Here is a 22,573-nt window from a genome sequence, read left to right as displayed (position 1 = left end):
GCCCGTGCCCAGCCTGAATCGCCTGATCTTCATTGCCGCCGGCCTTGGTGTGCTTATCGGCTGGCTGCTCGGTGGCATGCCGGAAGAGACCGCCCTGCGTACAGGCGTGCTTTATGGCAGTACGCTGGTGGGCGGCGTGTTCATCGGTCTGCTGAAGATGGTGCTGATTCCGCTGGTTTTCACCTCCATTGTTGTAGGGGTGGCGAGCCTGCAGGCGCATCATCAGGTGCACCGGGTGTGGATCAGCACCGTGCTGTATTTCATGCTGACTACTGCCCTGGCGATGCTATTGGCATTGGTAGTGGCCAATGTGTTCAAGCCGGGCGCCGGGCTGTCGCTGGATATGTTCGCCGATGCGATGGAATCATTCGAAGCGCGGCAGATGACCATGCCCGAGTTCTTCCAGTATTTCTTCAGCGGGCTGTTCAAGAACCCCTTCGAAGCCTTCGCCAACGGCGACATTCTCTCGGTGCTGATGTTTGCCATCTTCGTCGGTGTCGCCCTGGTCGCGGGCGGCGAGCGTTATCGCTCGGTGCTGCAAGTGATGCAGGAGTTTCTCGATCTGCTGCTGCGCATCATCGGCTGGATCATGTGGTTGGCACCGCTGGGTATTCTTGCGCTGCTGATCCGGTTGGTCGCCGAGCAGGATGTCGCGCTGTTGGTCACCATGCTCGGTTTTATTGTGCTGGTTTTCGGCACGACGCTGTTTCATGGCATGGTCACGCTGCCCAGCATCCTCTACGCCGTGACACGCAAGTCACCGCTGTGGTTCTGGCGCGGTGCGCGCGAGGCCATCATCACGGCCTTCGCTACCAGTTCCAGCTCGGCGGCATTACCGATCTCCCTGCGCTGCGCCCAGGATAATCTCGGCGTGAAGCGGCCGATCGCCGGCTTCGTTCTGCCCCTAGGGGCAACCATGAACATGGACGGCACCGCGCTCTACGAGGCGGCCGCGGCCCTGTTCGTCGCCAACCTGATCGGCGTCGAACTGTCACTCGCCCAGCAGCTGGTGGTCTTTCTCACGGCGATGATCGCCTCGTCGGGTGCACCAGGCATTCCCAGCGCGGGCATGGTAACCATGGTCATGGTGCTGCAGGCGGTGGGACTGCCAGCGGAGGCGATTGCCATCCTGCTACCCATCGATCGCCTGCTTGATACCGTGCGTACGGCGGTCAACGTGGAAGGGGATATCATCGGCAGTCTGGTGGTTCAGAAGCTCGCCGAGGATGAGGTGGAGCAGGGGGCGTAGCGCCCGCTCCCCCAGTTGCTTATGCGGGAGCGGCCTGCTCGGGCCCGTTTTCTGCGCAAGGTCAGCCGGTCTTGCGGTTCTTGAGTAGATAGCACAGACCGATCACTGCAACCCATGCCGGCAGCGCAAAGACCGACATGCGGGTGCCGGCATCCAGCAGCAACACCAGCAGAATAAAACCGACAAAGGCCAGGCAGAGGTAATTGCCGAAGGGTGACCACAGCGCCTTGAAGCTCGGCTCCACCCCTCGCTCACGCAAGGCGCGGCGAAATTTCAGGTGGGACAGGCTGATCATTGCCCAGTTCAGCACCAGTGCGGCGACCACCAGTGACATCAGGATGATCAGCGCACCCTCCGGCAGCACATAGTTCAAGGCCACACACAGCAGGGTAACAGCGCCGGACACCACAATCCCCCGCACCGGCACCCCGTTGCGACTCAATTTGAGGAATGCCCGCGGTGCGTTGCCCTGTTCGGCCAGGCCATACAGCATCCGGCTGTTGCAGTAGACGCCGCTGTTATAGACCGACAGCGCCGCAGTCAGCACCACGAAGTTCAGCACATGGGCCGCCGTGTCGCTGCCGATCAGCGAAAAGATCTGCACGAAGGGGCTGCGCGCGTAGGGGTCAGTGCCGCTGGTGAGCGTCTCCACCAGGCTATCCCAGGGGTACAGCGACAGCAGGATGCCCAGGGCGAAGATATAGAACAGCAGAATCCGGTAGACCACCTGATTGATCGCTTTCGGGATCACCTTGCTTGGATTTTCCGCTTCGGCGGCGGTAATGCCCACCAGCTCCAGGCCGCCAAAGGAGAACATGATCACCGCCATCACCACCACCAGCCCGCCGATGCCATTGGGGAAGAATCCACCATGGGCCCACAGGTTGCTGACACTGGCCTGCTCACCCCCGGCGCCGGATACCAGCAGATACAGGCCCAGCGCGATCATACCGAGAATAGCGCCCACCTTGATGATCGCGAACCAGAACTCCGCCTCGCCGAAGGCCTTCACGTTGGACAGGTTGATCAGGTTGATCAGCGCAAAGAACGCCAGCGCCGTGGCCCATGTCGGGATGTCCGGATACCAGTACTGGACGTACTTGCCCACCGCCGTCAGCTCGGCCATGCCCACCAGCACGTAGAGCACCCAGTAGTTCCAGCCCGACAGGAAGCCGGCGAAGGGCCCCCAGTACTTGTGGGCGAAATGACTGAAGGACCCCGCCACTGGTTCCTCGACAATCATCTCACCCAACTGGCGCATGATCAGAAAGGCAACGAAGCCACCAATCGCATACCCCAGCAGCATCGAAGGACCAGCGCTTTTCATCACCCCGGCGGAGCCGAGAAACAGACCGGTACCAATGGCACCGCCCAGGGCGATCAGCTGAATATGACGATTGGTCAGGCCGCGCTTGAGCTGGCCTTGGGGTGCTGGTTCGGTCATGGAGAATCCGTGGCGGGGGAGCTGGCTGTAAAAAAGTGGCAAATTGTACACAGATTGGCGCCTGTTCGCAGGCTATCGGTCTATTTGACGCAGGCTGGCTCTGCTGCGGCCAGGGTGGAGGCTTTCTTCGTCTCGATTTGTCATACTTCGGCCATGCAAACAGCTACAAGGACTCCCATGGAAGCCACCCAACCTGCCCTGATCCGCGAAACCTTTCCCGTCGGTCCGTTGCAGTGCAACTGCACCATCATCGGCGACCCCATCACCAAGAAAGCCGTCGTAGTCGATCCTGGCGGCAATCATCAGTTGATACTGGACCGTCTCGATCAGCTCGGCCTGAAGGTGGTGAGCATCATCCATACCCATGCTCATCTGGACCACTTCCTTGCCTCGGGAGAGATGAAGAAGGCCACCGGGGCGACCTTGCACCTGCACAAGGAAGACCAATTCCTATGGGACAACCTGGAAATGCAGTGCAAGATGTTCGGTGTGCCTTACACACCGGTGCCAGCGCCGGATCAGTGGCTGCAGGACGATGAGGAATTGGCCTGCGGTTGTGGGGTGGCCTTGCATACGCCGGGACACACGCCGGGCTCGATGAGCTTCTGGTTTCCCCAGGCCAAGCTGTTGATTGCCGGAGACACTCTGTTTCGCCGGGGGATCGGCCGTACCGACCTGTGGGGCGGTGATCATGCCAAGATCGAAACCTCGATTCGGACCCGTCTGTACACTCTGGATGAAGACGCGGTGGTGGTGACGGGGCACGGTCCGGATACCCGGATCGGCGAAGAGATCCGCGAGAACCCTTTCATTCGCGGATAAAGTGATCATAATTGCACTATTGAGGGATAAAAGGCCAAGCGTAACGGTCTATGTTCCGGACGCATCCCGGCTGGGGTGCCGCGCTGCGATGATGAAGAAGCCAATTAAGGAAAAAAGCATGAAAATCAAAGCACTTATTGCCGCCTCTGCCTGTGCGGCACTGCTGGCAGGTTGTACCAACAATCCCTATACCGGTGAGCGGGAAGCTGGCAAGGCCGGTGTCTATGGCGGCGGTGGCGCTGCGGCCGGTGCGTTGATTGGCGCCGCTACCTCAAGCAAGAAGGACCGTGGCAAGGGCGCCTTGATCGGTGCGGTCGTTGGTGGCGCTGCGGGTGCGGGTTACGGCTACTACGCTGACCGCCAGGAGCAACGTCTGCGCCAGGAGCTGACCGGTACGGGTGTGCAGGTCGTTCGCAATGGTGACAATCTGCAGTTGATCATGCCGGGCAATATCACCTTCGCCAGCAGCTCTTCGGACATCTCCAGCAGCTTCTACCCGACCCTGAATTCGCTGGTCAAGGTCTTCAAGGAGTTCGACAAGAACGGGATCGACATCGTTGGCCATACCGACAGCACTGGTTCGCTGGAGCTGAACATGCGCCTGTCCCAGGAGCGCGCCACCAGTGTGGCGTCCTACCTGACCGGCCAGGGCGTATCTGGCGCGCGCATCAGCAGCCGTGGGGTCGGCCCGAGCCAGCCGATCGCCAGCAACGACACTTCCGCCGGCAAGGCGCAGAACCGTCGCGTGGAGATCAACCTGCGTCCGCTGTAATTGGAACCTGGTTGATGTGAAAACGGGACGCCTTGGCGTCCCGTTTCTGTTGGGAAGTCGGTTACCTGGGAGATTCGAGCACCAGCTCGTATCCTGCGAGTTGGCTGGACAGGCCCGATGTTCCTGGCTGAGCGCGCTCATCGAGCTGGTGCTCGACGGCTCCCAGGCCGGGTATCGGCGCGCCAACCCGAGGAAAGCCTACGTCTGCGGTGGATAATCCCGGTGCAGTTGCGCGAGCAGGGCGTCCTTCTCTTCCCACAGACCGTTGACCCAGGCCTGGAATTCCGCCCGAAAAGCCGCATCGTTCTGATAGTCCTTGCCGAGGAACTCGGCGGGAATCGGCCGGGTCTCACAGCGCATCACGACCTTGCGAATCCGACCGCTGAGCAGGTCCCAGAAGGTCGGGCTGCCATCGGGATAATGGATGGTGATATCGACCAGCGAGCGCAGCTGCTCACCCATGGCATCCAGAACGAAGGCGATACCGCCGGACTTTGGCCTGAGCAGGTGGCGATAGGGTGAGTTCTGTTCGGCATGCTTTTCCGGTGTCAGCCGGGTGCCTTCCAGAAAGTTGAACACCGCCACCGGGGTGGTCTTGAACTTCTCGCAGGCGCGTTGAGTGGCCAGGAGGTCCTGGCCGGCCTTTTCCGGATGCTTGGCCAGATAGGCCTTGCTGTAGCGCTTCATGAAAGGAAAATCCAACGCCCACCAGCAGATGCCGATGACCGGTACCCAGATCAGCTCCTGCTTGAGGAAGAATTTCAGCATGGGCATGCGACGGTTGAGGTTGTGCTGCAGCACCAGAATGTCGACCCAACTCTGGTGATTGCTGCTCACCAGGTACCAGCCGTCGTGGTCCAGTTGCTCATGGCCCTGGACATCCCATTGGGTACGACCTGCCAGCCGCATCCAGCCACTGTTGCAGCGTATCCAGCTTTCGGCGATACGGATCATGACCCGCGTGAGAAAGGCCTGTAGCGCAGGAATGGGCAGCAGCTTGATCAAGGCGCAGGGAAACAGCAGGCTGAACCAGAACAGCGTGTTGAGGATCAGCAACAGGAGCGAGAGGCTCCCGCGCAGGAAAGCAGGCAAGAAATACAGCATTATCTGATGAACTCGTCCATGGGGCTTGGCAGCCTGTGGGGTTTCGCTGACCACACAGGCTGCCAGCGCACGTCAATCAGCTATCGTCCGCATCGGCCTGTATGGCGGTCAGTGCGATAGTAAACACGATATCGTCCACCAGGGCACCCCGGGACAGGTCATTCACCGGTTTGCGCAGGCCTTGCAACATGGGACCGACGCTGATCACGTTGGCACTACGCTGTACGGCCTTGTAGGTGGTATTACCGGTGTTCAGGTCCGGGAAGATGAAGACCGTCGCCTTGCCGGCAACCGGGCTGTCCGGTGCTTTCTGCCGACCGACGCTGGCTATCGCGGCGGCATCATACTGGAGCGGGCCATCGATCAACAGCCCCGGCTGACGCTCGCGGGCCAGGCGGGTCGCTTCGCGGACCTTTTCCACATCCTCACCCGTACCGGAGCTGCCGGTGGAATAGCTGATCATGGCCACCCGCGGCGGGATGCCGAAGGCCTCCGCCGAGCGGGCACTTTGAATGGCAATTTCGGCCAGGTCGGACGCGTTGGGGTCCGGATTAACTGCGCAGTCGCCATAGACCAGCACCTGGTCGGGCAGCAGCATGAAAAAGATCGAGGAGACCAGGCTGTATTCCGGCGCGGTCTTGATCAGCTGGAACGCCGGGCGAATGGTATTGGCGGTGGTGTGAATCGCGCCGGATACCAGGCCGTCGACTTCGTCCAGAGCCAGCATCATGGTGCCGAGCACCACATTGTCTTCCAACTGTTGCAGCGCGACCGGCGCAGTCATGCCACGATCCTTGCGCAGCTCGACCATCGGTGCGACATAGTCCTCGCGCACCTCATCCGGATCGATTATCTGCAGCCCGTCCGGCAGGGTGATGTGGTGCGCGCGGGCCACTGCTTCGACCGCTTCTGGCTTGGCCAGCAACACGCATTGGGCAATACCGCGGCGCTGACAGATCGCCGCTGCCTGTACGGTGCGTGGCTCGTCGCCTTCGGGCAATACGATGCGTTTGTCTGCCTGCTGCGCCCGGTTGACCAGATCGTAGCGGAACGCGGGCGGAGACATGCGTAGCTCGCGGGGCATGCCGCAGCGGTGCTGCAGCCAGCTGTGGTCGATATGCGAGGCGACGAAGTCGGTCACCAGCATGGCCCGTTCGTGGTCGTCGATCGGAATCTCCCGGTTCATCCGGTCCAGCAGCGAAGAGGTCTTGAAGCTGCCGGTGCCAACCAGAAAGATCGGCAGGCCATTGTCCAGCGCCGGCTGGCACAGCTGCATGACGCGCTCATCGGGCATGATGTCGCCGGTCAGCAGCAGGCCGGCCAAGGGCGTGCCGGACAACGAAGCCAGACTACTGGAAATGATGATGTCGTCGCGGTCACCGGGCACCACCAGCAGCGTGCCGGGGCGGAACAGGTGCAGCGTATTGGGCACGGTGCGGGCGCACAGTACGATATCCAGCACCCGGCGTTGCTGCATCTCGCCGGGGTGCAGGATCTTCGCGTTCAGGATGGCCGCTACGTCGGCGCTGCGCGGCGCGCTCAGCTCGCTCTGCCAGGGGATGCAGCCGATCAGCCGGAAGCCTTCGGTATCCAGCACCCGCGAATGCTGTTTCAGCGCGGCGGCATACTCCTTCAAGGTGCGCTTGAGTTGGCCGCGGTCATGGGGTACGTCACCGCCCAGGTCCAGATCCTGAACCTTGTTGATGATGACGCCCAGCACCTTGGGGTCCTGGGGGCCGCCGAAGCCGTGGGCGTGCACTTCGATGCGGTGGGCCAGGGTGGCCAGATCGTTGTCGTCCGGCGCGGAGACCAGGATTACATCGGCATCCAGGCTCTTGGCCAGATGCTGGTTGATGCGCGCGGCATAGGCGGCCTGGCGTGTCGGCACCATGCCTTCGACCACTACCACATCGGCATCCCGGGCCGCTTCGCGGTAGCGGCTGACGATGTCTTCCAGCACCTCGTCCAGTTCGCCATTGGCCAGCCGCCGCTCTACTTCTGGCAGTTCCAGCGGCGTCGGCGGAGCCAGCCCCATGGTGCCGCTGATCAGCGCAGTGGAGCGCTCGGGGCCGTCATCGCCGGGGTGCGGTTGGGCAATGGGTTTGAGAAAGTGGACGCGCAGGCCATTGCGCTCCAGGGCACGGATCAGACCCAGGCTGACCGAGGTCAGGCCGACGCCGAATCCGGATGGGGCAAGAAAAAAAGTATGCATCGATCAGGCTTCCTGTTCCACGGGCTGGGTGGCGGCGAGGTCGAGCAATGCCAGACACTCTTCGGTGATCTGCCGCTCCTCGTCTGTCGGTATCACCAGAATGGCGGGGGAGTTGCCCGCCTGAATCTGCCGGGCCGGATTGCCCGGTGGGGTAGCATTGGCCGCCGGATCGATGGCCAGGCCGAACAGCGCCAGATGACGTACCGTCAGCTCGCGCACCAGCGGTGAGTTTTCACCGATGCCGCCGGTGAAGATCACGCCGTCGATCCGCGGCAGCGCCACGGCCAGGCCAGCCAGCGAGCGGGCCAGACGGTAGCAAAACACCTCCACCGCCAGGCTGGCGCCGGCATGGCCCTCGGCGCGGGCGGCGACCAACGTGCGCATGTCGTTGGACAGCCCCTCGGAAAGGCCCAGCAGGCCGCTTTCGCGGTTGAGCATGTTGTCGATGCGCTCCAGGTCCCAGCCCAGGGTGCGGGCCAGGTGCGAATGCAGGTTGGGGTCCACGTCCCCGCTGCGGGTGCCCATGACCAGGCCTTCCAGTGGTGTCATGCCCATGCTGGTATCGAGGCTCTTGCCGTCGAGCACGGCGCAGGTCGAGCAGCCATTGCCCAGGTGTGCAGTGAGCCAGGCGCCGTGGCCCGGCTCCAGGCCCATCAGCAGGCTGGCCTGGGTCGATACGAAGCGGTGACTGGTGCCATGGAAACCATACCGGCGCACGCCATGCTGGCTGTACAGCGCCTCGGGCAAAGCGTAACGGTAGGCGTGGGGTGGCATGCTCTGGTGAAAGGCGGTATCGAAGATGGCGATGTGCGGGATGTCGGTGAATACCTGTCGTGCCTCGCTGATGCCGGTCAACTGCGCTGGGTTGTGCAGCGGCGCCAGGGGCGCGCTGTCCTCGATGGCAGCGAGCACTTCGTCGTCAATGAGGCTGGCGCCGGTGAAGTGTTCGCCGCCATGGACTACGCGGTGACCGACGGCGGTCAGCGGACGATGAGCGAAGCGCTCGATCAGCGGCAGCAGACTGGCCATGGCGGTGCTGTGTTTGCCATCGGTAATCGCGACGTGCTCGCGGATATCGCCGGCTTTCCAGTTCATCACACCATCGGCGGTGCCGAGGCGCTCAGCCAGGCCACTGAGCAGCGGCTTCTGCTCGGATTCGCTGCGCAGCGCGAACTTGAGGGACGAACTTCCACAATTTATGACAAGTACCAATCGATCAGTCATGGTGCTCCATTCTTATCAGTCAGGAAGGCGCGGGGTGTCGGCGTGCGCCTCTTCGATTAACCCAACTTATACCTTAGCTGGCCGTGCGTTTCCGGTCATTTATGCGTAAACTGACCACTTCAGAGCCCGAAAACACAGGATTTTTTTATGCAGATTGCTGCCAACAAAGCCGTATCGATTGAATATACACTGACCAACGATGCCGGCGAAACGCTGGATACCTCCGCTGGCGGCGAGCCGCTGGTGTATCTGCACGGCGCGGGTAACATCATTCCGGGTCTCGAACAGGCGTTGGCTGGCAAGCAGGTCGGCGACGAGCTGAAAGTGACTATCGATCCGGAAAATGCCTATGGCGAATTCAGTGCTGAGCTGGTGGCGGTACTGGGTCGCAACATGTTTGAAGGTGTCGATGAGCTGGAAGTGGGCATGCAGTTTCATGCCTCCGCTCCGGATGGCGGCATGCAGATCGTCACCATCACCGCTTTGGATGGCGATGAAGTCACCGTCGATGGAAACCACCCGCTGGCCGGTCAGCGCCTGACTTTCGAAGTCAAGGTCGCCGACATCCGCGATGCTACCGAAGACGAGCTGGCCCATGGTCATATCCATGGCGAAGGCGGCGTGCACCACTGAGGCCTGAGGCTTCACTGAGTAGCACCGAAAGCCGGCCCTTGTGGCCGGCTTTTTCATGCCTGCCATTCAAACTCTGCAGCGATTGTGATCGGGCTTTGATGGCAACAGCTTCTATCCTGCCATCAATGTCATCAATTGAACTCCTGAACGACTATTCTGCATTTATAGTGGCGGCCCGAAACATTTTCGCAGGAGTGCATGATGTCGACCGATGCCGGTTCCCTGTTCCAGCCCGTTGTGCTGGGTTCGCTGAATCTCCCCAGTCGCCTGGTCATGGCGCCCATGACACGCAACTTCTCGCCCGGTGGCGTGCCGACCGAGCAGGTGGTGGAGTATTACCGTCGCCGCGCCGCGGAGGGTGTGGGCCTGATCATCAGCGAAGGCACCACGGTGAACCATTGCGCCGCCAATGGCTATCCCGATGTACCGCGCTTTCACGATGAAGATGCCTTGGCTGGCTGGCGGAAGGTGGTGGATGCCGTACACGAGGCTGGCGGCAAATTCGCCCCGCAATTGTGGCACGTTGGGAATGTGCGCCGCCTGGGTTCCGGACCCGATGGCAACGTGCCGGGCTATGGCCCGATGGAAAAGCGCAAGGATGACAAGGTCATTGTGCACGGCATGACCCGTGACGATATCCAGGATGTGGTCAATGCTTTTGCCCAGGCCGCGAAGGACGCCAAGGCCATTGGCTGCGATGCGGTGGAACTGCATGGCGCCCACGGTTACCTGATTGATCAGTTCTTCTGGGAAGGCAGCAACCAGCGCGACGATGAATACGGCGGCAACATGGACAACCGCGGCCGCTTCGCAGTCGAGATCATCCGTGCGGTACGTCAGGCAGTGGGGCCGGACTTTCCGATCATCTTCCGCTTCTCCCAATGGAAGCAGCAGGACTACAGCGCCCGCCTGGCACCCACGCCGGAGCTGCTGGAGCAATTCCTCGCTCCGCTGGCTGACGCTGGTGTGGATATCTTCCATTGCTCGCAGCGCCGTTACTGGGAGCCGGAGTTCGAAGGCTCGCCGCTGAACCTGGCTGGCTGGACCCGTCAGATCACCGGCAAACCCTGCATTACCGTGGGTAGCGTCGGGCTGGACAGTGAGTTCCTGGAATACATGGTCAAGACCGACAAAGTGGCCGAGACTGCCAATATCGATGATCTGCTGCAGCGGCTGGACAACAACGAATTCGACCTGGTTGCGCTGGGTCGGGTGTTGATCGTCGACCCGGCCTGGCCGGCGAAGCTGCGCGAAGGGCGTTTCGACGAAGTGCTGCCCTACAGCCGCGAAGCGCTGAAGCAGCTGGTGTAAAGCTGGCGGAGGCTATCCCTGTTTGCTGGGGATAGCCCCCATCACCCGTCGGGACGACAGACTGGCCCGCCGCAGGTAATCCTCGAAGCGTTGCAGTATCAAAGGCCAACCGAGCTGGCAGGCGCGATGCCGGGCATGTAACCGGACACTGCGTCGACCTTCGCTGTCGCTTATCAGCCAGCGCAGATTGCTCAGAAACACCTCCTCATTGGCCGCTGGTGCCAAGCCGCCGCTGTAGCGGTCGCGAAGGTGCTGATGCGCCGCAGCCAGATCGAAGGCGTTGACCGCCAGGCCGGAGGCCATGGCTTCGGTCACCACATTGCCGAAGGTTTCGGTAAGGCTGGGAAACACGAAGATGTCCGCACTGGCATAGGCTCGCGCCAGCTCCACTCCGGCCAGCGCGCCGGTGAATATGGCGTCGGGCATATCCCGCTCCAGAGTCTCGCGCAACGGGCCATCGCCAATCACCACCATCCGCAGGCGCCCTTCATAACCCGGCATGTCGCGCAATGCTGTCCAGCTGCGTTTGAGCAGTTGCAGGTTCTTCTCCGCGGCCAGGCGACCGACGTGCAACAACACCAGGTCCTGCTCACCCACGCCCCAGCTGGCGCGCAAGATCTGATCACGGCGCGCGGGATGGAACAGCTCGCAGTCCACCCCACGGCCGAGCAGCATCAGATTGGTGATGCCCATACGCGACAGCTCGCGTTGCTGGCTGCTGCTGGCCGCTAGCGTCAGTACTGATTGGTTGTGAAACCAGCGCAACCAGGCCACTGCCGGACGGTAGAACAGCCCAAGCCCATAGCATTCGCTGTACTGCTGGAAATTGGTGTGAAAGCCGCTCACGATGGGAATGCCCAGCTGCCGGGCGGCCCGCAGCGCCGACCAGCCCAGCGGTCCTTCCGTAGCCAGATAAATGGCATCGGGCCGATTGCTTTGCCAGTGCGCCTTCAGCCGGCGCGTTGCTGGCAGGCCGAACTGCAGTTGGGGGTAGCCGGGGATCGGCATGCCGCGCACCAGGACTTCCTGGGCCAGGCCATGGTCGATCAGCCCTGTTGCTTCCCCGGACTGGGCGGGACGCACCAGCTGGATCCGGTTATTGTTCTGCAACAGCCCGTCGAACAGGCGGCCAAGGGTATTGGCCACGCCGTTGATCTGTGGTCTCCAGGTTTCGGTAACCAGGGCGTAGTGCTGATGCTGCGAAGGAATAGTGGTCATGGGCACCAGTATGGTGCCTGTCGGTGATCGGCATGTGACGAATACATGACTAATTCATGTCAGCGCAAGCTGTCCTTCGGCCCTTCCCGCACCCATAGCAGCGTCGAGCCAGCCACCGCCGAGGGCATGACCAGCAGATTGATCAACGGAATCAGCATGCCCACATACACCGGTAGCCCGAAACCGAGCGACAGCGCCCGACGACCGCGCATCCAGCGCAGCATATCGCGGAAATCCACCTGGTCGTTGTCGGCCTGATAGTCAATATACTGCACTGCCATCATCCACACGCCAAATGCCAGCAGCAGGGGCGAGGCAGCCAGGTTCACCACCGGAATCAGTGTCAGCAGCAACAGGCCGATCAGGCGCGGCAGATAATAGGCGATCTTGCGAAATTCCCGTCCCAGGCTGCGCGGCACCACCATGAGAATCTCCTGCCAGCCGGTCGGCGGGCTGACCAGTCCGCGTTCCTGTTCAGCCACCTTCTCGGCCAGAAAGCCGTAAAACGGCGAGGCGATCAGGTTGGCGAGGATGCTGAAGCCGAAGAACAGCACCAGCAACACCACCAGCGCGAATAGCGGCCACAGCAACCATTCGACAAAGGCAGCCCACTCTGGCAGATGCGGCATCAGCCGATCCATCCAGTAGTTGAATTGCCGAACGCCCCAGCCAATCAGCGCCATGAACAGCGTCAGATTCAATATCAGCGGGATGATCAGAAAGCGCCGCAATCCCGGCTGGCGAATGCGTTGCCAACCTTCTCTCAGATATTCGGTACCCCGTAACGGGGCCAGGGCGTTTGCCATTGCGGTTTCCTTCATGGGAATGATGCCTGGAGACTATAGAGATAGACTATCCGGCTGATATAGTGACAGCAGTTTCGATCATCGGGTAGGGTGCTCAACCATACACCGCCTGCCGCTGTGACCGATGTCTACGCGACGGCAACGCCAGCCGATCCCTTGACCGGTCCTGAATGGCGCTATCGTAGGAGTTTGAACAGCAAATCGCTGCACTGGATTATCTACCGCCACGGTTGCAGGGCACAGTGCCGACCCGCCGGCCGCCAGGGTTGTTGGTCAGCGTTGCGCAGCGCTGGTTCGAAGATTTTCTTTTTTTGACTATAACGCTGCTCCGGCAGCGATCTGGAGGAATCAATGTCTGAAGCACGCCACTCCCGTCTGATCATCCTGGGCTCCGGCCCGGCCGGCTACAGCGCCGCTGTATACGCTGCTCGGGCCAACCTCAAGCCGGTGCTGATCACCGGCATGCAGATGGGCGGTCAGCTCACCACCACCACCGAAGTGGATAACTGGCCCGGTGACGTGGAAGGGCTGCAGGGACCGGACCTGATGGAGCGCATGCGCAAACATGCCGAGCGCTTCGAGACCGAGATCGTCTTCGATCACATCAACAAGGTCGAACTGAACCAGCGTCCCTTCGTCCTGACCGGCGACCAGGGCGAATACACCTGTGACGCGCTGATCATTGCCACTGGCGCATCGGCCCGTTATCTCGGTCTGCCATCCGAAGAAGCCTTCATGGGCAAGGGTGTTTCCGCCTGCGCCACCTGTGACGGTTTCTTCTACCGCAACCAGGACGTGGCTGTGGTCGGCGGTGGTAACACCGCCGTGGAAGAGGCGCTGTACCTTGCCAATATCGCCAAGAAAGTCACCTTGGTACACCGCCGCGATACCTTCCGCGCCGAGAAGATCCTGGTCGACAAGCTGATGGCCAAGGTGGCCGAAGGCAAGATCGAGCTGAAACTCAACGCCACCCTGGATGAAGTGCTGGGTGATGACAGCGGCGTGACCGGCATGCGTCTGGCGCTTAACAGCGGCGGTACGGAAGAAGTGGCTCTGGCGGGCGTCTTCATCGCCATCGGCCACACGCCGAACACCGGCCTGTTCGAAGGTCAGCTGACGATGAAAGACGGCTACCTGAAGATCAACAGTGGCACCGAAGGCAACGCCACTGCCACCAACATCCCGGGTGTGTTCGCCGCGGGTGATGTGGCTGACCACGTCTACCGTCAGGCAATCACTTCGGCAGGTGCCGGGTGTATGGCGGCGCTGGATGCGGAGCGGTTTCTGGATCAGCAGTAAGGCGGAATAAACGGAGCTCCCTCGGCGAAGGCCGGGGAGCCTCTTGCAAATCACACGCACAAAAAAACCGGCTCAGGGCCGGTTCTTGTCATGCTTGCTGCCGTTGTATCGCACCATTCGTATCGTCGAATGGTGCCTCGGGGGAGAATCGAACTCCCACTCTGTCACCAGAAGCGGATTTTGAATCCGCCGCGTCTACCAATTCCGCCACCGAGGCTTTCTGCAAGCCGCGCGGAGTATACGAACCGTTGAGCGTCCAGGTCAATGCTTTGCGTGGTCGAAAATGCAGATTTCCGCTACCATATGCGCCCTTTTGATCATCTCCGGATTTCCTTTGTATGCGCGTCAGCGATTTTCAATTCGACCTGCCTGACCGGCTGATTGCCCGGCATCCGCTGGCCGAGCGCCGTGCCAGCCGGCTGTTATGCCTGGATGGGCCGAGCGACGAGCTGGCGCATCGGCAATTCGCCGACCTGCTGGAGTATCTGCGCCCCGGCGACCTGATGGTGTTCAACAACACCCGGGTTATTCCGGCGCGCCTGTTCGGCCGCAAGGAAACCGGCGGGCAGCTGGAGATCCTGGTGGAGCGGGTGCTGGACAACCGGCGGGTGCTGGCCCATGTACGCTCGAGCAAATCGCCAAAGCCCGGCAGCCGCATTCTGTTGGAAGGCGATAGCGCAGCGACCATGCTGGCGCGGCATGATGCATTGTTCGAGCTGGAGTTCGATGAGCCGGTGCTGCCGCTGCTGGATCGCGTCGGGCACATGCCATTGCCGCCCTATATCGATCGGCCCGACGAAACGGCTGATCGGGAGCGCTACCAGACGGTATACGCCCAGAAAGCGGGTGCGGTCGCGGCGCCGACGGCGGGTCTCCACTTTGATAATGAACTGCTGCAGGCCATTGAAGCCCGGGGTGTGGCTACTGCCCAGGTTACCTTGCATGTGGGGGCGGGTACGTTCCAGCCAGTGCGGGTCGAGCGCATCGAAGATCACCATATGCACAGCGAGTGGCTGGAAGTCAGCCAGCAGGTGGTCGATGCGGTCAACGCCTGCAAGGCGCGTGGCGGTCGGGTGATCGCTGTTGGCACCACCAGTGTGCGCTCACTGGAAAGCGCCGCACGGGACGGCCAGCTCAAGGCATTCAGCGGCGATACCGACATCTTTATCTATCCGGGGCGGCCATTTCATGTGGTGGACGCACTGGTGACCAACTTCCATTTGCCCGAATCGACCTTGCTGATGCTGGTGTCGGCCTTTGCCGGATATCGCCAGACCATGGCGGCTTACCGGGCGGCAGTGGATAACGACTATCGATTCTTCAGTTACGGTGATGCCATGTTCATCACCCGCAATCCGGCTGCCTGCGGGCCCGAGGACATGCAATGAGTCATATGCAGTTTGAATTACTGGCTACCGACGGCAAGGCCCGTCGTGGTCGGCTGACTTTCCCCCGTGGTGTGGTGGAAACCCCGGCCTTCATGCCGGTAGGTACCTACGGTACGGTCAAAGGCATGCTGCCGCGCGATGTTGAGGACATCGGCGCACAGATCATTCTGGGCAACACCTTCCACCTGTGGCTGCGGCCCGGCACCGAGGTGATCCGCAAGCACGGCGACCTGCATGATTTCATGCAGTGGCAAGGGCCGATCCTGACCGACTCCGGCGGTTTTCAGGTGTTCAGCCTGGGCGCCATGCGCAAGATCAAGGAGGAGGGCGTGTACTTCTCTTCACCGGTTGATGGTGCCAAGGTGTTCATGGGGCCGGAAGAGTCGATGCAGGTGCAGCGCGATCTGGGTTCGGACATCGTGATGATCTTCGATGAATGCACCCCGTACCCGGCGGATGTGGACACCGCCCGCCGTTCGATGGAATTGTCGCTGCGCTGGGCACAGCGCTCGAAGGATGCCCACGAGGGTAACCCCTCGGCGCTATTCGGTATTGTCCAGGGTGGCATGCATGAAGAGCTGCGCGCCCGTTCGCTGGATGGTCTGTGCGAGATCGGCTTTGATGGTCTGGCCATCGGCGGGCTGTCGGTCGGCGAGCCCAAGGAAGACATGATCCGCATCCTTGATTACCTGCCGCCGTTGATGCCGCCGGAAAAACCCCGTTACCTGATGGGCGTGGGCAAGCCGGAGGATCTGGTCGAGGGCGTGCGCCGGGGTGTCGATATGTTCGATTGCGTGATGCCCACGCGCAACGCGCGTAACGGTCATCTGTTCACCGACACCGGTGTGGTGAAGATCCGCAACGCGGTCCATCGCCATGATGATTCGCCGCTGGACCCAGGTTGTGATTGCTACACCTGCCGCCACTTCACCCGCGCCTATCTGCACCATCTGGACAAGTGCGGCGAGATGCTCGGCAGCATGCTCAATACCATCCATAACCTGCGGCATTATCAGCGGGTAATGCATGGTTTGCGCGGTGCGATTCAACAGGGTACATTGACCGCCTTTGTGGATAACTTCTATGCGCGTCTCGGCCAACCGGTACCTCCTCTGGAGGCTTGAATAACGGTCAGGAAGCCCCATTATTCTTTTCTTGCGACTATATAAAACAGGAGTTCTACATGAGTTTTTTCATCTCCGAGGCCATGGCTCAAACTGCACCTGGCGCTGCTCCGGCAGGCTTTGACCCGATGAGCATGATCTTTCTGGTTGGTTTTGTGGTCATTTTCTATCTGATGATCTGGCGTCCACAGTCCAAGCGGGCCAAGGAACACAAGAACCTGATCGGTGGCCTGAGCGTGGGTGATGAGGTCGTGACCGGTGGTGGCATTCTGGGCAAGGTCAAGAAAGTCACTGACGAGTTCATCGTGTTGGAAGTGAGTGAAGGTCAGGAACTCAAGTTCCAGAAGGGAGCTGTCGTCGCGGCGCTGCCCAAAGGCACATTGAAAGCCATCTAACCCTTCCAGACATTGCATCCGGGCGCTTTCTGCGCCCGGATCGTTATCGGGCTCTCACATGCTCAACCGTTATCCCCTGTGGAAATATCTGCTTATCGTGGCTGTGCTCGCGCTCGGCCTGATCTATGCCACACCTAATCTCTATCCCGACGATCCGGCCATCCAGATCTCTGGTGCCAGCTCTACCCAAACCATCCAGCAGGCTGACCTGCAGCGCATCGAGCAAGCCCTGAACGAGGCCGGGATCGAGACCAAAGGCGCGGAGCTGAGCTCCAATGCCAGCTCCGGTCTGGTGCGACTGATCCGGATGTCAGACCAGCTGCCGGCTCAAGACATTGTACGCCGTACCCTGGGGCATGACTTCGTCGTCGCCCAGAATCTGGCGGCCACTACCCCTGACTGGTTGCTGAATATCGGCGCTGGCCCCATGAAGCTTGGCCTGGACTTGGCTGGTGGTGTGCACTTCCTTCTGGAAGTGGACATGGACAAGGCCATTGAAGCCCGTATGAACGTTTATGACAGCGAGTTGCGTACGCTGTTTCGCGGCGAGCGCATCCGCTATCGCAGCTTGCCCCACCAGGGCACTGCGCTGCAGTTTGGCTTCACCGATGCAGCAGAGCTGAGTGCCGCACAACGCGCCATTGCCGGCAAGTACAACGAATTTCAGGTCACTACGACCAGTCGTGACAATATGGAAGTGCTGCGCCTGGCACTGACCGACGCCAAGCAAAGTGAAATCCGTAATTACGCGGTAAGCCAGAACCTGACCACGGTGCGCAACCGGGTCAATGAGCTGGGTGTGGCGGAGCCGCTGGTACAGCGCCAGGGTGCCAATCGCATCGTGGTTGAGCTGCCCGGGGTACAGGACACCGCTGAAGCCAAGCGAATCCTGGGCAAGACTGCCAACCTGGAATTCCGTCTGGCGGCCGAACCAAATGCACCGCGGGCCACCGTGGAAACCTTCGAATTCCGTGACGGCATGGGCCGTCCGCCGGCGGATATCGAGCGCAGCATCATCCTCACCGGTGATCAGGTCACCGATGCCCAGTCCAACTTCGACGAAAACGGACAGCCTCAGGTCAATATCCGTCTGGATGGCCATGGCGGCGAGCTGATGACCCGGGCGACCCGCAATAACGTCGGCCGCGGCATGGCGGTACTGTTCATCGAGCAGCGCGAAGTGCCCCGTACGGTGCGCCAGGAAGTGGATGGCGTGATGCAGGAAGTGTCGGTGCCGACCTTCGTTGAAGACAAGTCCATCATCAGCCTGGCGACTATTCAGAGCACCCTGGGCAACCAGTTCCGCATCACTGGCCTGGGTTCCCCGGCCGAAGCGTCCGAACTGGCCCTGCTGCTGCGTGCTGGTGGTCTGGCTGCGCCCATGTATTTCGCCGAAGAGCGCACCATTGGCCCGAGCCTGGGGGCGGAGAATATCTCCAGCGGTATCACCGCTACCCAGATCGGCTTCCTGCTGGTCGTGCTGTTCATGGTGGTGGTGTACCGCGGCTTTGGTGTGCTGGCGAGCATCGCGCTGAGCTTCAACCTGGTGTTGTTGCTGGCCTTGATGTCGCTGCTGGGCGCCACGCTGACGTTGCCGGGGATCGCCGGTATCGTGTTGACCCTGGGGATGGCGGTGGATGCCAACGTGCTGATCTTCTCGCGGATCCGCGAGGAAATCGCCAATGGCGCCTCCATTCAGCGAGCAGTACATGAAGGTTTCGACAAGGCCTTCTCGGCCATCATCGACGGCAACCTGACCACCTTGCTGGTGGGCGTGATCCTGTTCGCCATGGGCACCGGGCCGATCAAGGGCTTCGCAGTCACCCTGTCGCTGGGTATCGTTACCTCCATGTTCAGCGCCATCCTGGTCACTCGCGCACTGGTCAACCTGTCTGTCGGCGGGCGCGACCTCAAGAAGTCCTGGAAGCTATGGCTGTGAGGAGCAGATCATGAACAATCTTAAAACCATCAATTTCATGCGGCTGCGCAAGGCGTCTTACGTTCTTGCCGTCATCCTGATGATCGGCTCCATTGCATCGCTGGCAGTCAAGCAGCTCAATTTCGGATTGGATTTCACTGGCGGCGCGCTGGTTGAACTCAATTACAGTGAGCCGGCTGATCTGGATTCGGTGCGTACCACCCTGCGTGAGGGCGGCTGGGATGATGCCATTGTGCAGAACTTCGGTGCCAGCACAGATGTGATCATCCGCCTGTCCAGTGATGATTCCGAGCTGGGCAACGAAATCGCCCGCGTGGTGAAGCAGCAGGACGGCAGCGAGGTATCGGTCAAGCGGGTCGAGTTCATCGGCCCGCAGGTCGGTGAAGAGCTGCGCGACCAGGGCGGCCTGGGTATGTTGCTGGCGATGGCGGGGATTCTGGTTTACGTCGGTTTGCGTTTCCAGTTGAAATTTGCCGTGGGTGCGCTCGCTGCGTTGGTGCACGACGTGATCTTCGTGCTGGGGTTCTTTTCCCTGCTGGGTCTGTCGTTCGATCTCACGGTGCTGGCGGCAGTGCTGGCGGTCATCGGTTATTCGTTGAACGATACCATCGTGGTATTTGACCGAGTGCGAGAGAATCTGCGGCTGATGCGCAATGCGGATCTGGAGCACGTGATCAACGTATCCACTACCCAGACTCTGGCCCGTACCCTGGCGACATCGGTCACTACTTTGCTGGTATTGTCGGCACTGTACTGGTTCGGCGGGGAGAGCATTCGGGGCTTCGCCCTGGCGTTGATCGTCGGCATCGTTGTCGGTACCTACTCGTCCATCTACGTCTCCAACGGTCTGCTGGTCAATCTCAAGCTGACCCGGGAAGATCTGATCCCGACGCAGCTCGAAGAGGTCGACGACCGGCCCTGAGTCGACAGCCGGAGCTGAAAAACCCGACCACGTTCGCGTGTGTCGGGTTTTTTAATGGCTGCATGGAGTGGCGAAAGAGGTTGTTTGGGAATGAAAAAGGCCGGCCCCGCATGCGGGGCCGGCCTTCTGCATTGCTGGAATGGCTTCAGCGCTTCATCGACGCCGGCAGGTGCGGCTGGATGGCCGTCAGTACCGCTTTGAAGCATTTCGGGTTGCCGGCCACGATGTGGCCCTTGTCCAGAAAATGGTTGTCACCGGTGAAGTCGCTCAGCAGTCCGCCGGCTTCCTGAATCAGCAGGCTGCCTGCGGCCATGTCCCATTCAGCCAGACCGAATTCCCAGAAGGCGTCATAGCGGCCGGCGGCGACGTAGGCCAGATCGAGGCTGGCGGCGCCGCAGCGGCGAATGCCGGCGGTCTGGCCGACCAGGCTGCGGAACATGCCCAGGTAGTTGTCCAGCGACTCGGTCTGGTCTTCACGGAACGGGAAGCCGGTGCCGAGCAGGGCGCCTTCCAGGCTCTTGCGGGCACTGACGCGCAGGCGCTTGCCGTTCAGTGCGGCGCCGCGGCCACGGCTGGCGGTGAATTCTTCCTGGCGTACCGGGTCCAGAACCACGGCATGCTCGATGCGGCCCTTGATGCGGCAGGCAATGCTGACGGCGAAATGCGGTACGCCGCGCAGGAAGTTGGTGGTACCGTCCAATGGATCGATGATCCAGACGATGTCAGCGCCCTCGCCGTGGCCGGGCTGGAAGCCCGATTCCTCGGCATGGATGCCGTGATCCGGATAAGTCTTGCGGAGTTGCTGGATGATGACCTGTTCCGCAGCCCGATCCACTTCGCTGACGTAGTCGTTAGCTTCTTTCTCGCTGACGGTCAGGACATCCAGCCTTTCCATGGAGCGATAAATCAATTCTCCGGCGCTGCGCGCGGCGCGCAGGGCGATGTTCAACATGGGCTGCATACGGGGGCATCTCTGAATGGAAGTACGAAAAGCCGGACATTATAGCAGGGTTGCCGGGCAAACTGAAAAAAAGCGTCGTAGTCAGTAGGGGGCGGATTTTAGTAAGATGCAGGGCTCTTCTATTTGCAGTGCAACCCTGGAGTGTCCGTGTTCGACAAAATTCGCGTGGTTCTGGTCAACACCAGTCATCCGGGTAACATCGGCGGCGCTGCGCGCGCCATGAAAAATATGGGCCTGCGCCAGCTGGTGCTGGTCGACCCGCAGCGTTTTCCCGATCCCGACGCCACCTCCCGTGCCTCCGGCGCCGATGATGTGCTGGCCAATGCACGGGTGGTCGCTACCCTGGAAGAGGCATTGGCCGACTGCGTACTGGTGCTCGGCACCAGCGCTCGGGACCGGCGCATCCCCTGGCCGGTGGTCGACCCGCGGGAGGCGGCCGACAAGGTGCTGGATCAACTGGAAGGTCCGGCTGCCGGCCCGATTGCCCTGGTCTTCGGCCGTGAGGATTCGGGTCTGACCAGCGACGAGCTACAGCGCTGTCAGTTCCATGTGCATATTCCCTCGGACCCGGCCTTCAGCTCGCTGAACCTGGCCACCGCTGTACAGGTGCTGGCCTATGAGCTGCGCATGCAAAGCCTGCAGCGTCAGGGGCAGCCGACCAAGATGCACAAGATAGAAACCACCGCGCTGGACAACGAAGTGCCGGCCACCGCCGAGCAGATGGAGCAATTCTATGCGCATCTTGAGCAGGTGCTGGTTGAAATCGGCTTCCTCGACCCCCAGCATCCCAGGAAGCTGATGCCCCGTTTGCGTCGTCTGTACGGGCGTATCCATCCCAATCTCGTCGAGATGAACATTCTGCGCGGCATCTTGACCGAAACCCAGAAAGCCATCGGCGTCCAGGCGTCCGGTGCGCGGAGACGTTAAGCATGTTCGACAGAATGAAAGAAGATATCGCCAGCGTATTCCATCGCGATCCCGCGGCCCGCAACAAGCTTGAAGTGCTGTTCTGCTATCCCGGCCTGCATGCCATCTGGTTCCACCGCCTGGCCCATTGCCTGTGGGTGCGCGATGCGCGGTTGCTGGCGCGCATGGTGTCCAACCTCGGGCGCTGGCTGACGGGTATCGAGATCCATCCCGGCGCCACGGTGGGCCGCCGGTTCTTCATCGACCACGGCATGGGCGTGGTGATCGGCGAGACCGCCGAGATCGGTAATGACGTGACCCTGTATCAGGGCGTGACTCTGGGCGGCACCAGCTGGAACAAGGGCAAACGCCACCCGACCTTGGAAGACGGTGTGGTGGTGGGTGCCGGCGCCAAGGTGCTGGGGCCATTCACCGTCGGCAAAGGCGCCAAGATCGGTTCCAACGCGGTGGTCACCAAGGCGGTGCCGGCCGGTGCCACCGCGGTGGGGATTCCCGGACGCATCATCGTCAGGGAGGAAGCCGTCACGGAGCAGCAGGTCAAGCGCCAGGCGATGGCCGAGAAGATCGGCTTCGATGCCTATGGCGAGACCCGCGACATGCCTGACCCGGTCGCCCGTTCCATCGGGTTGATGCTCGATCACATGCATGCGGTCGATGGTCGTATCGAGAGCATGTGCGAGGCCCTGAAGGAGCTGGGCAGTGATTACTGCGCCCGCGACCTGCCGAAACTGGATACCGAGGATTTTGAAGCGCTCATGGATGATGCGGAGCCCGAGCCGTCCAAGCCGGACGCTGACTCGTCTGCACCGCGCTGAGGTGTTGC

At 61.1% G+C, this 22,573-nt stretch carries 20 protein-coding genes and 1 tRNA gene; 13 read left to right on the top strand and 8 right to left on the bottom strand.

All coding sequences use genetic code 11. The features are described 5' to 3' along the window. Positions 1-4: 4 nt before the first annotated feature. The gene (locus BM267_RS04375) at positions 5-1,249 is read left to right on the top strand and encodes a dicarboxylate/amino acid:cation symporter (protein WP_083392362.1); all 1,245 of its coding nucleotides are present in this window, start codon (positions 5-7) and stop codon (positions 1,247-1,249) included. Between the two features lie 61 nt (positions 1,250-1,310). Here BM267_RS04375 and BM267_RS04370 read toward each other — a convergent pair whose 3' ends face one another. Continuing rightward, a complete protein-coding gene (locus BM267_RS04370) occupies positions 1,311-2,693 on the bottom strand; it encodes an amino acid permease (RefSeq protein WP_074777704.1) in 1,383 nt (460 codons plus the stop codon). A 177-nt stretch (positions 2,694-2,870) separates the two neighbouring features. Between BM267_RS04370 and BM267_RS04365 the strand changes: the two genes are divergently transcribed. Continuing rightward, positions 2,871-3,515 carry an MBL fold metallo-hydrolase gene (locus tag BM267_RS04365; RefSeq protein WP_036989341.1) on the top strand — a complete coding sequence of 215 codons (645 nt, stop codon included), beginning with the start codon at positions 2,871-2,873 and terminating at the stop codon, positions 3,513-3,515. 118 nt (positions 3,516-3,633) lie between these two features. Next, positions 3,634-4,287 (top strand): YiaD family glycine zipper/OmpA-like lipoprotein, encoded by a 654-nt coding sequence (locus BM267_RS04360; RefSeq protein WP_036989343.1) that lies wholly within the window; start codon positions 3,634-3,636, stop codon positions 4,285-4,287. A gap of 198 nt (positions 4,288-4,485) precedes the next feature. On the opposite strand, the gene BM267_RS04355 is transcribed toward BM267_RS04360, so the two are convergent. The 3 genes from BM267_RS04355 to BM267_RS04345 form a co-directional block, all read right to left on the bottom strand. Beyond that, positions 4,486-5,391 (bottom strand): acyltransferase, encoded by a 906-nt coding sequence (locus BM267_RS04355; RefSeq protein ID WP_036989345.1) that lies wholly within the window; start codon positions 5,389-5,391, stop codon positions 4,486-4,488. A 76-nt stretch (positions 5,392-5,467) separates the two neighbouring features. Continuing rightward, positions 5,468-7,603: a phosphate acetyltransferase gene (gene pta / locus BM267_RS04350; protein ID WP_036989347.1), complete on the bottom strand. Its 2,136-nt coding sequence runs from the start codon at positions 7,601-7,603 to the stop codon at positions 5,468-5,470. A 3-nt stretch (positions 7,604-7,606) separates the two neighbouring features. Then, a complete protein-coding gene (locus tag BM267_RS04345; RefSeq protein WP_036989349.1) occupies positions 7,607-8,827 on the bottom strand; it encodes an acetate kinase in 1,221 nt (406 codons plus the stop codon). 147 nt (positions 8,828-8,974) lie between these two features. On the opposite strand from BM267_RS04345, the gene BM267_RS04340 reads away from it, so the two are divergent. Both BM267_RS04340 and BM267_RS04335 read left to right on the top strand, forming a co-directional pair. Next, positions 8,975-9,460, top strand: a complete 486-nt coding sequence (locus BM267_RS04340; protein ID WP_036989351.1) for an FKBP-type peptidyl-prolyl cis-trans isomerase — start codon at positions 8,975-8,977, stop codon at positions 9,458-9,460. A 201-nt stretch (positions 9,461-9,661) separates the two neighbouring features. After that, positions 9,662-10,771 carry an NADH:flavin oxidoreductase gene (locus BM267_RS04335; protein WP_036990214.1) on the top strand — a complete coding sequence of 370 codons (1,110 nt, stop codon included), beginning with the start codon at positions 9,662-9,664 and terminating at the stop codon, positions 10,769-10,771. A gap of 12 nt (positions 10,772-10,783) precedes the next feature. Here the strand turns inward: BM267_RS04335 and BM267_RS04330 are convergent, their stop codons facing one another. Next, on the bottom strand, positions 10,784-11,989 hold the full coding sequence (locus BM267_RS04330; RefSeq protein WP_051610782.1) for a glycosyltransferase family 4 protein: 1,206 nt from the start codon (positions 11,987-11,989) through the stop codon (positions 10,784-10,786). A gap of 59 nt (positions 11,990-12,048) precedes the next feature. Next, complete coding sequence (gene cysZ, locus BM267_RS04325) at positions 12,049-12,795, bottom strand: sulfate transporter CysZ (protein WP_036989353.1); 747 nt, start codon at positions 12,793-12,795, stop codon at positions 12,049-12,051. Between the two features lie 351 nt (positions 12,796-13,146). On the opposite strand from cysZ, the gene trxB reads away from it, so the two are divergent. Continuing rightward, a complete protein-coding gene (trxB, locus tag BM267_RS04320) occupies positions 13,147-14,094 on the top strand; it encodes a thioredoxin-disulfide reductase (protein ID WP_036989355.1) in 948 nt (315 codons plus the stop codon). A gap of 130 nt (positions 14,095-14,224) precedes the next feature. Here the strand turns inward: trxB and BM267_RS04315 are convergent. Further along, positions 14,225-14,311: transfer RNA gene (locus BM267_RS04315), tRNA-Leu, on the bottom strand. A 121-nt stretch (positions 14,312-14,432) separates the two neighbouring features. Between BM267_RS04315 and queA the strand changes: the two genes are divergently transcribed. From queA to secF, 5 genes are read left to right on the top strand one after another with little or no spacing between them, the layout of a single operon-like run. Continuing rightward, positions 14,433-15,482 (top strand): tRNA preQ1(34) S-adenosylmethionine ribosyltransferase-isomerase QueA, encoded by a 1,050-nt coding sequence (gene queA / locus BM267_RS04310; protein WP_036989357.1) that lies wholly within the window; start codon positions 14,433-14,435, stop codon positions 15,480-15,482. 5 nt (positions 15,483-15,487) lie between these two features. Next, complete coding sequence (tgt, locus tag BM267_RS04305; RefSeq protein ID WP_036989359.1) at positions 15,488-16,606, top strand: tRNA guanosine(34) transglycosylase Tgt; 1,119 nt, start codon at positions 15,488-15,490, stop codon at positions 16,604-16,606. 59 nt (positions 16,607-16,665) lie between these two features. After that, entirely contained in the window at positions 16,666-17,001 is a 336-nt protein-coding gene (yajC, locus tag BM267_RS04300; RefSeq protein WP_036989361.1) for a preprotein translocase subunit YajC, read from the top strand. Positions 17,002-17,059: 58 nt separating this feature from the next. After that, the gene (gene secD, locus BM267_RS04295) at positions 17,060-18,940 is read left to right on the top strand and encodes a protein translocase subunit SecD (protein ID WP_074777707.1); all 1,881 of its coding nucleotides are present in this window, start codon (positions 17,060-17,062) and stop codon (positions 18,938-18,940) included. Between the two features lie 10 nt (positions 18,941-18,950). Beyond that, a complete protein-coding gene (secF, locus tag BM267_RS04290; protein ID WP_074777708.1) occupies positions 18,951-19,862 on the top strand; it encodes a protein translocase subunit SecF in 912 nt (303 codons plus the stop codon). Between the two features lie 145 nt (positions 19,863-20,007). On the opposite strand, the gene suhB is transcribed toward secF, so the two are convergent. Next, positions 20,008-20,823, bottom strand: a complete 816-nt coding sequence (gene suhB / locus BM267_RS04285) for a type III secretion system regulator SuhB (protein WP_036989367.1) — start codon at positions 20,821-20,823, stop codon at positions 20,008-20,010. 147 nt (positions 20,824-20,970) lie between these two features. Here suhB and trmJ point away from each other — a divergent pair, with 147 nt between their 5' ends. After that, positions 20,971-21,750, top strand: a complete 780-nt coding sequence (trmJ, locus tag BM267_RS04280) for a tRNA (cytosine(32)/uridine(32)-2'-O)-methyltransferase TrmJ (protein WP_036990218.1) — start codon at positions 20,971-20,973, stop codon at positions 21,748-21,750. A gap of 2 nt (positions 21,751-21,752) precedes the next feature. After that, the gene (cysE, locus tag BM267_RS04275) at positions 21,753-22,565 is read left to right on the top strand and encodes a serine O-acetyltransferase (protein ID WP_036989370.1); all 813 of its coding nucleotides are present in this window, start codon (positions 21,753-21,755) and stop codon (positions 22,563-22,565) included. The last annotated feature ends 8 nt before the right edge of the window (positions 22,566-22,573 follow it).

Origin of the sequence: Halopseudomonas bauzanensis (assembly GCF_900114735.1) — a bacterium.
GTDB classification, from domain to species: Bacteria; Pseudomonadota; Gammaproteobacteria; order Pseudomonadales; family Pseudomonadaceae; genus Halopseudomonas; species Halopseudomonas bauzanensis.
Note: the sequence above shows the minus strand (reverse complement) of the source record. Positions and strands in the feature narration are given on the sequence as shown.

What these genes read in the sequence shown, in the direction of transcription:
- BM267_RS04370 (WP_074777704.1), bottom strand. Translation starts at nt 2,693, where the DNA reads ATGACCGAACCAGCACCCCAAGGCCAGCTCAAGCGCGGCCTGACCAAT.
- BM267_RS04365 (WP_036989341.1), top strand. Translation starts at nt 2,871, where the DNA reads ATGGAAGCCACCCAACCTGCCCTGATCCGCGAAACCTTTCCCGTCGGT.
- BM267_RS04360 (WP_036989343.1), top strand. Translation starts at nt 3,634, where the DNA reads ATGAAAATCAAAGCACTTATTGCCGCCTCTGCCTGTGCGGCACTGCTG.
- BM267_RS04355 (WP_036989345.1), bottom strand. Translation starts at nt 5,391, where the DNA reads ATGCTGTATTTCTTGCCTGCTTTCCTGCGCGGGAGCCTCTCGCTCCTG.
- pta (WP_036989347.1), bottom strand. Translation starts at nt 7,603, where the DNA reads ATGCATACTTTTTTTCTTGCCCCATCCGGATTCGGCGTCGGCCTGACC.
- BM267_RS04345 (WP_036989349.1), bottom strand. Translation starts at nt 8,827, where the DNA reads ATGACTGATCGATTGGTACTTGTCATAAATTGTGGAAGTTCGTCCCTC.
- BM267_RS04340 (WP_036989351.1), top strand. Translation starts at nt 8,975, where the DNA reads ATGCAGATTGCTGCCAACAAAGCCGTATCGATTGAATATACACTGACC.
- BM267_RS04335 (WP_036990214.1), top strand. Translation starts at nt 9,662, where the DNA reads ATGTCGACCGATGCCGGTTCCCTGTTCCAGCCCGTTGTGCTGGGTTCG.
- BM267_RS04330 (WP_051610782.1), bottom strand. Translation starts at nt 11,989, where the DNA reads ATGACCACTATTCCTTCGCAGCATCAGCACTACGCCCTGGTTACCGAA.
- cysZ (WP_036989353.1), bottom strand. Translation starts at nt 12,795, where the DNA reads ATGGCAAACGCCCTGGCCCCGTTACGGGGTACCGAATATCTGAGAGAA.
- trxB (WP_036989355.1), top strand. Translation starts at nt 13,147, where the DNA reads ATGTCTGAAGCACGCCACTCCCGTCTGATCATCCTGGGCTCCGGCCCG.
- queA (WP_036989357.1), top strand. Translation starts at nt 14,433, where the DNA reads ATGCGCGTCAGCGATTTTCAATTCGACCTGCCTGACCGGCTGATTGCC.
- tgt (WP_036989359.1), top strand. Translation starts at nt 15,488, where the DNA reads ATGCAGTTTGAATTACTGGCTACCGACGGCAAGGCCCGTCGTGGTCGG.
- yajC (WP_036989361.1), top strand. Translation starts at nt 16,666, where the DNA reads ATGAGTTTTTTCATCTCCGAGGCCATGGCTCAAACTGCACCTGGCGCT.
- secD (WP_074777707.1), top strand. Translation starts at nt 17,060, where the DNA reads ATGCTCAACCGTTATCCCCTGTGGAAATATCTGCTTATCGTGGCTGTG.
- secF (WP_074777708.1), top strand. Translation starts at nt 18,951, where the DNA reads ATGAACAATCTTAAAACCATCAATTTCATGCGGCTGCGCAAGGCGTCT.
- suhB (WP_036989367.1), bottom strand. Translation starts at nt 20,823, where the DNA reads ATGCAGCCCATGTTGAACATCGCCCTGCGCGCCGCGCGCAGCGCCGGA.
- cysE (WP_036989370.1), top strand. Translation starts at nt 21,753, where the DNA reads ATGTTCGACAGAATGAAAGAAGATATCGCCAGCGTATTCCATCGCGAT.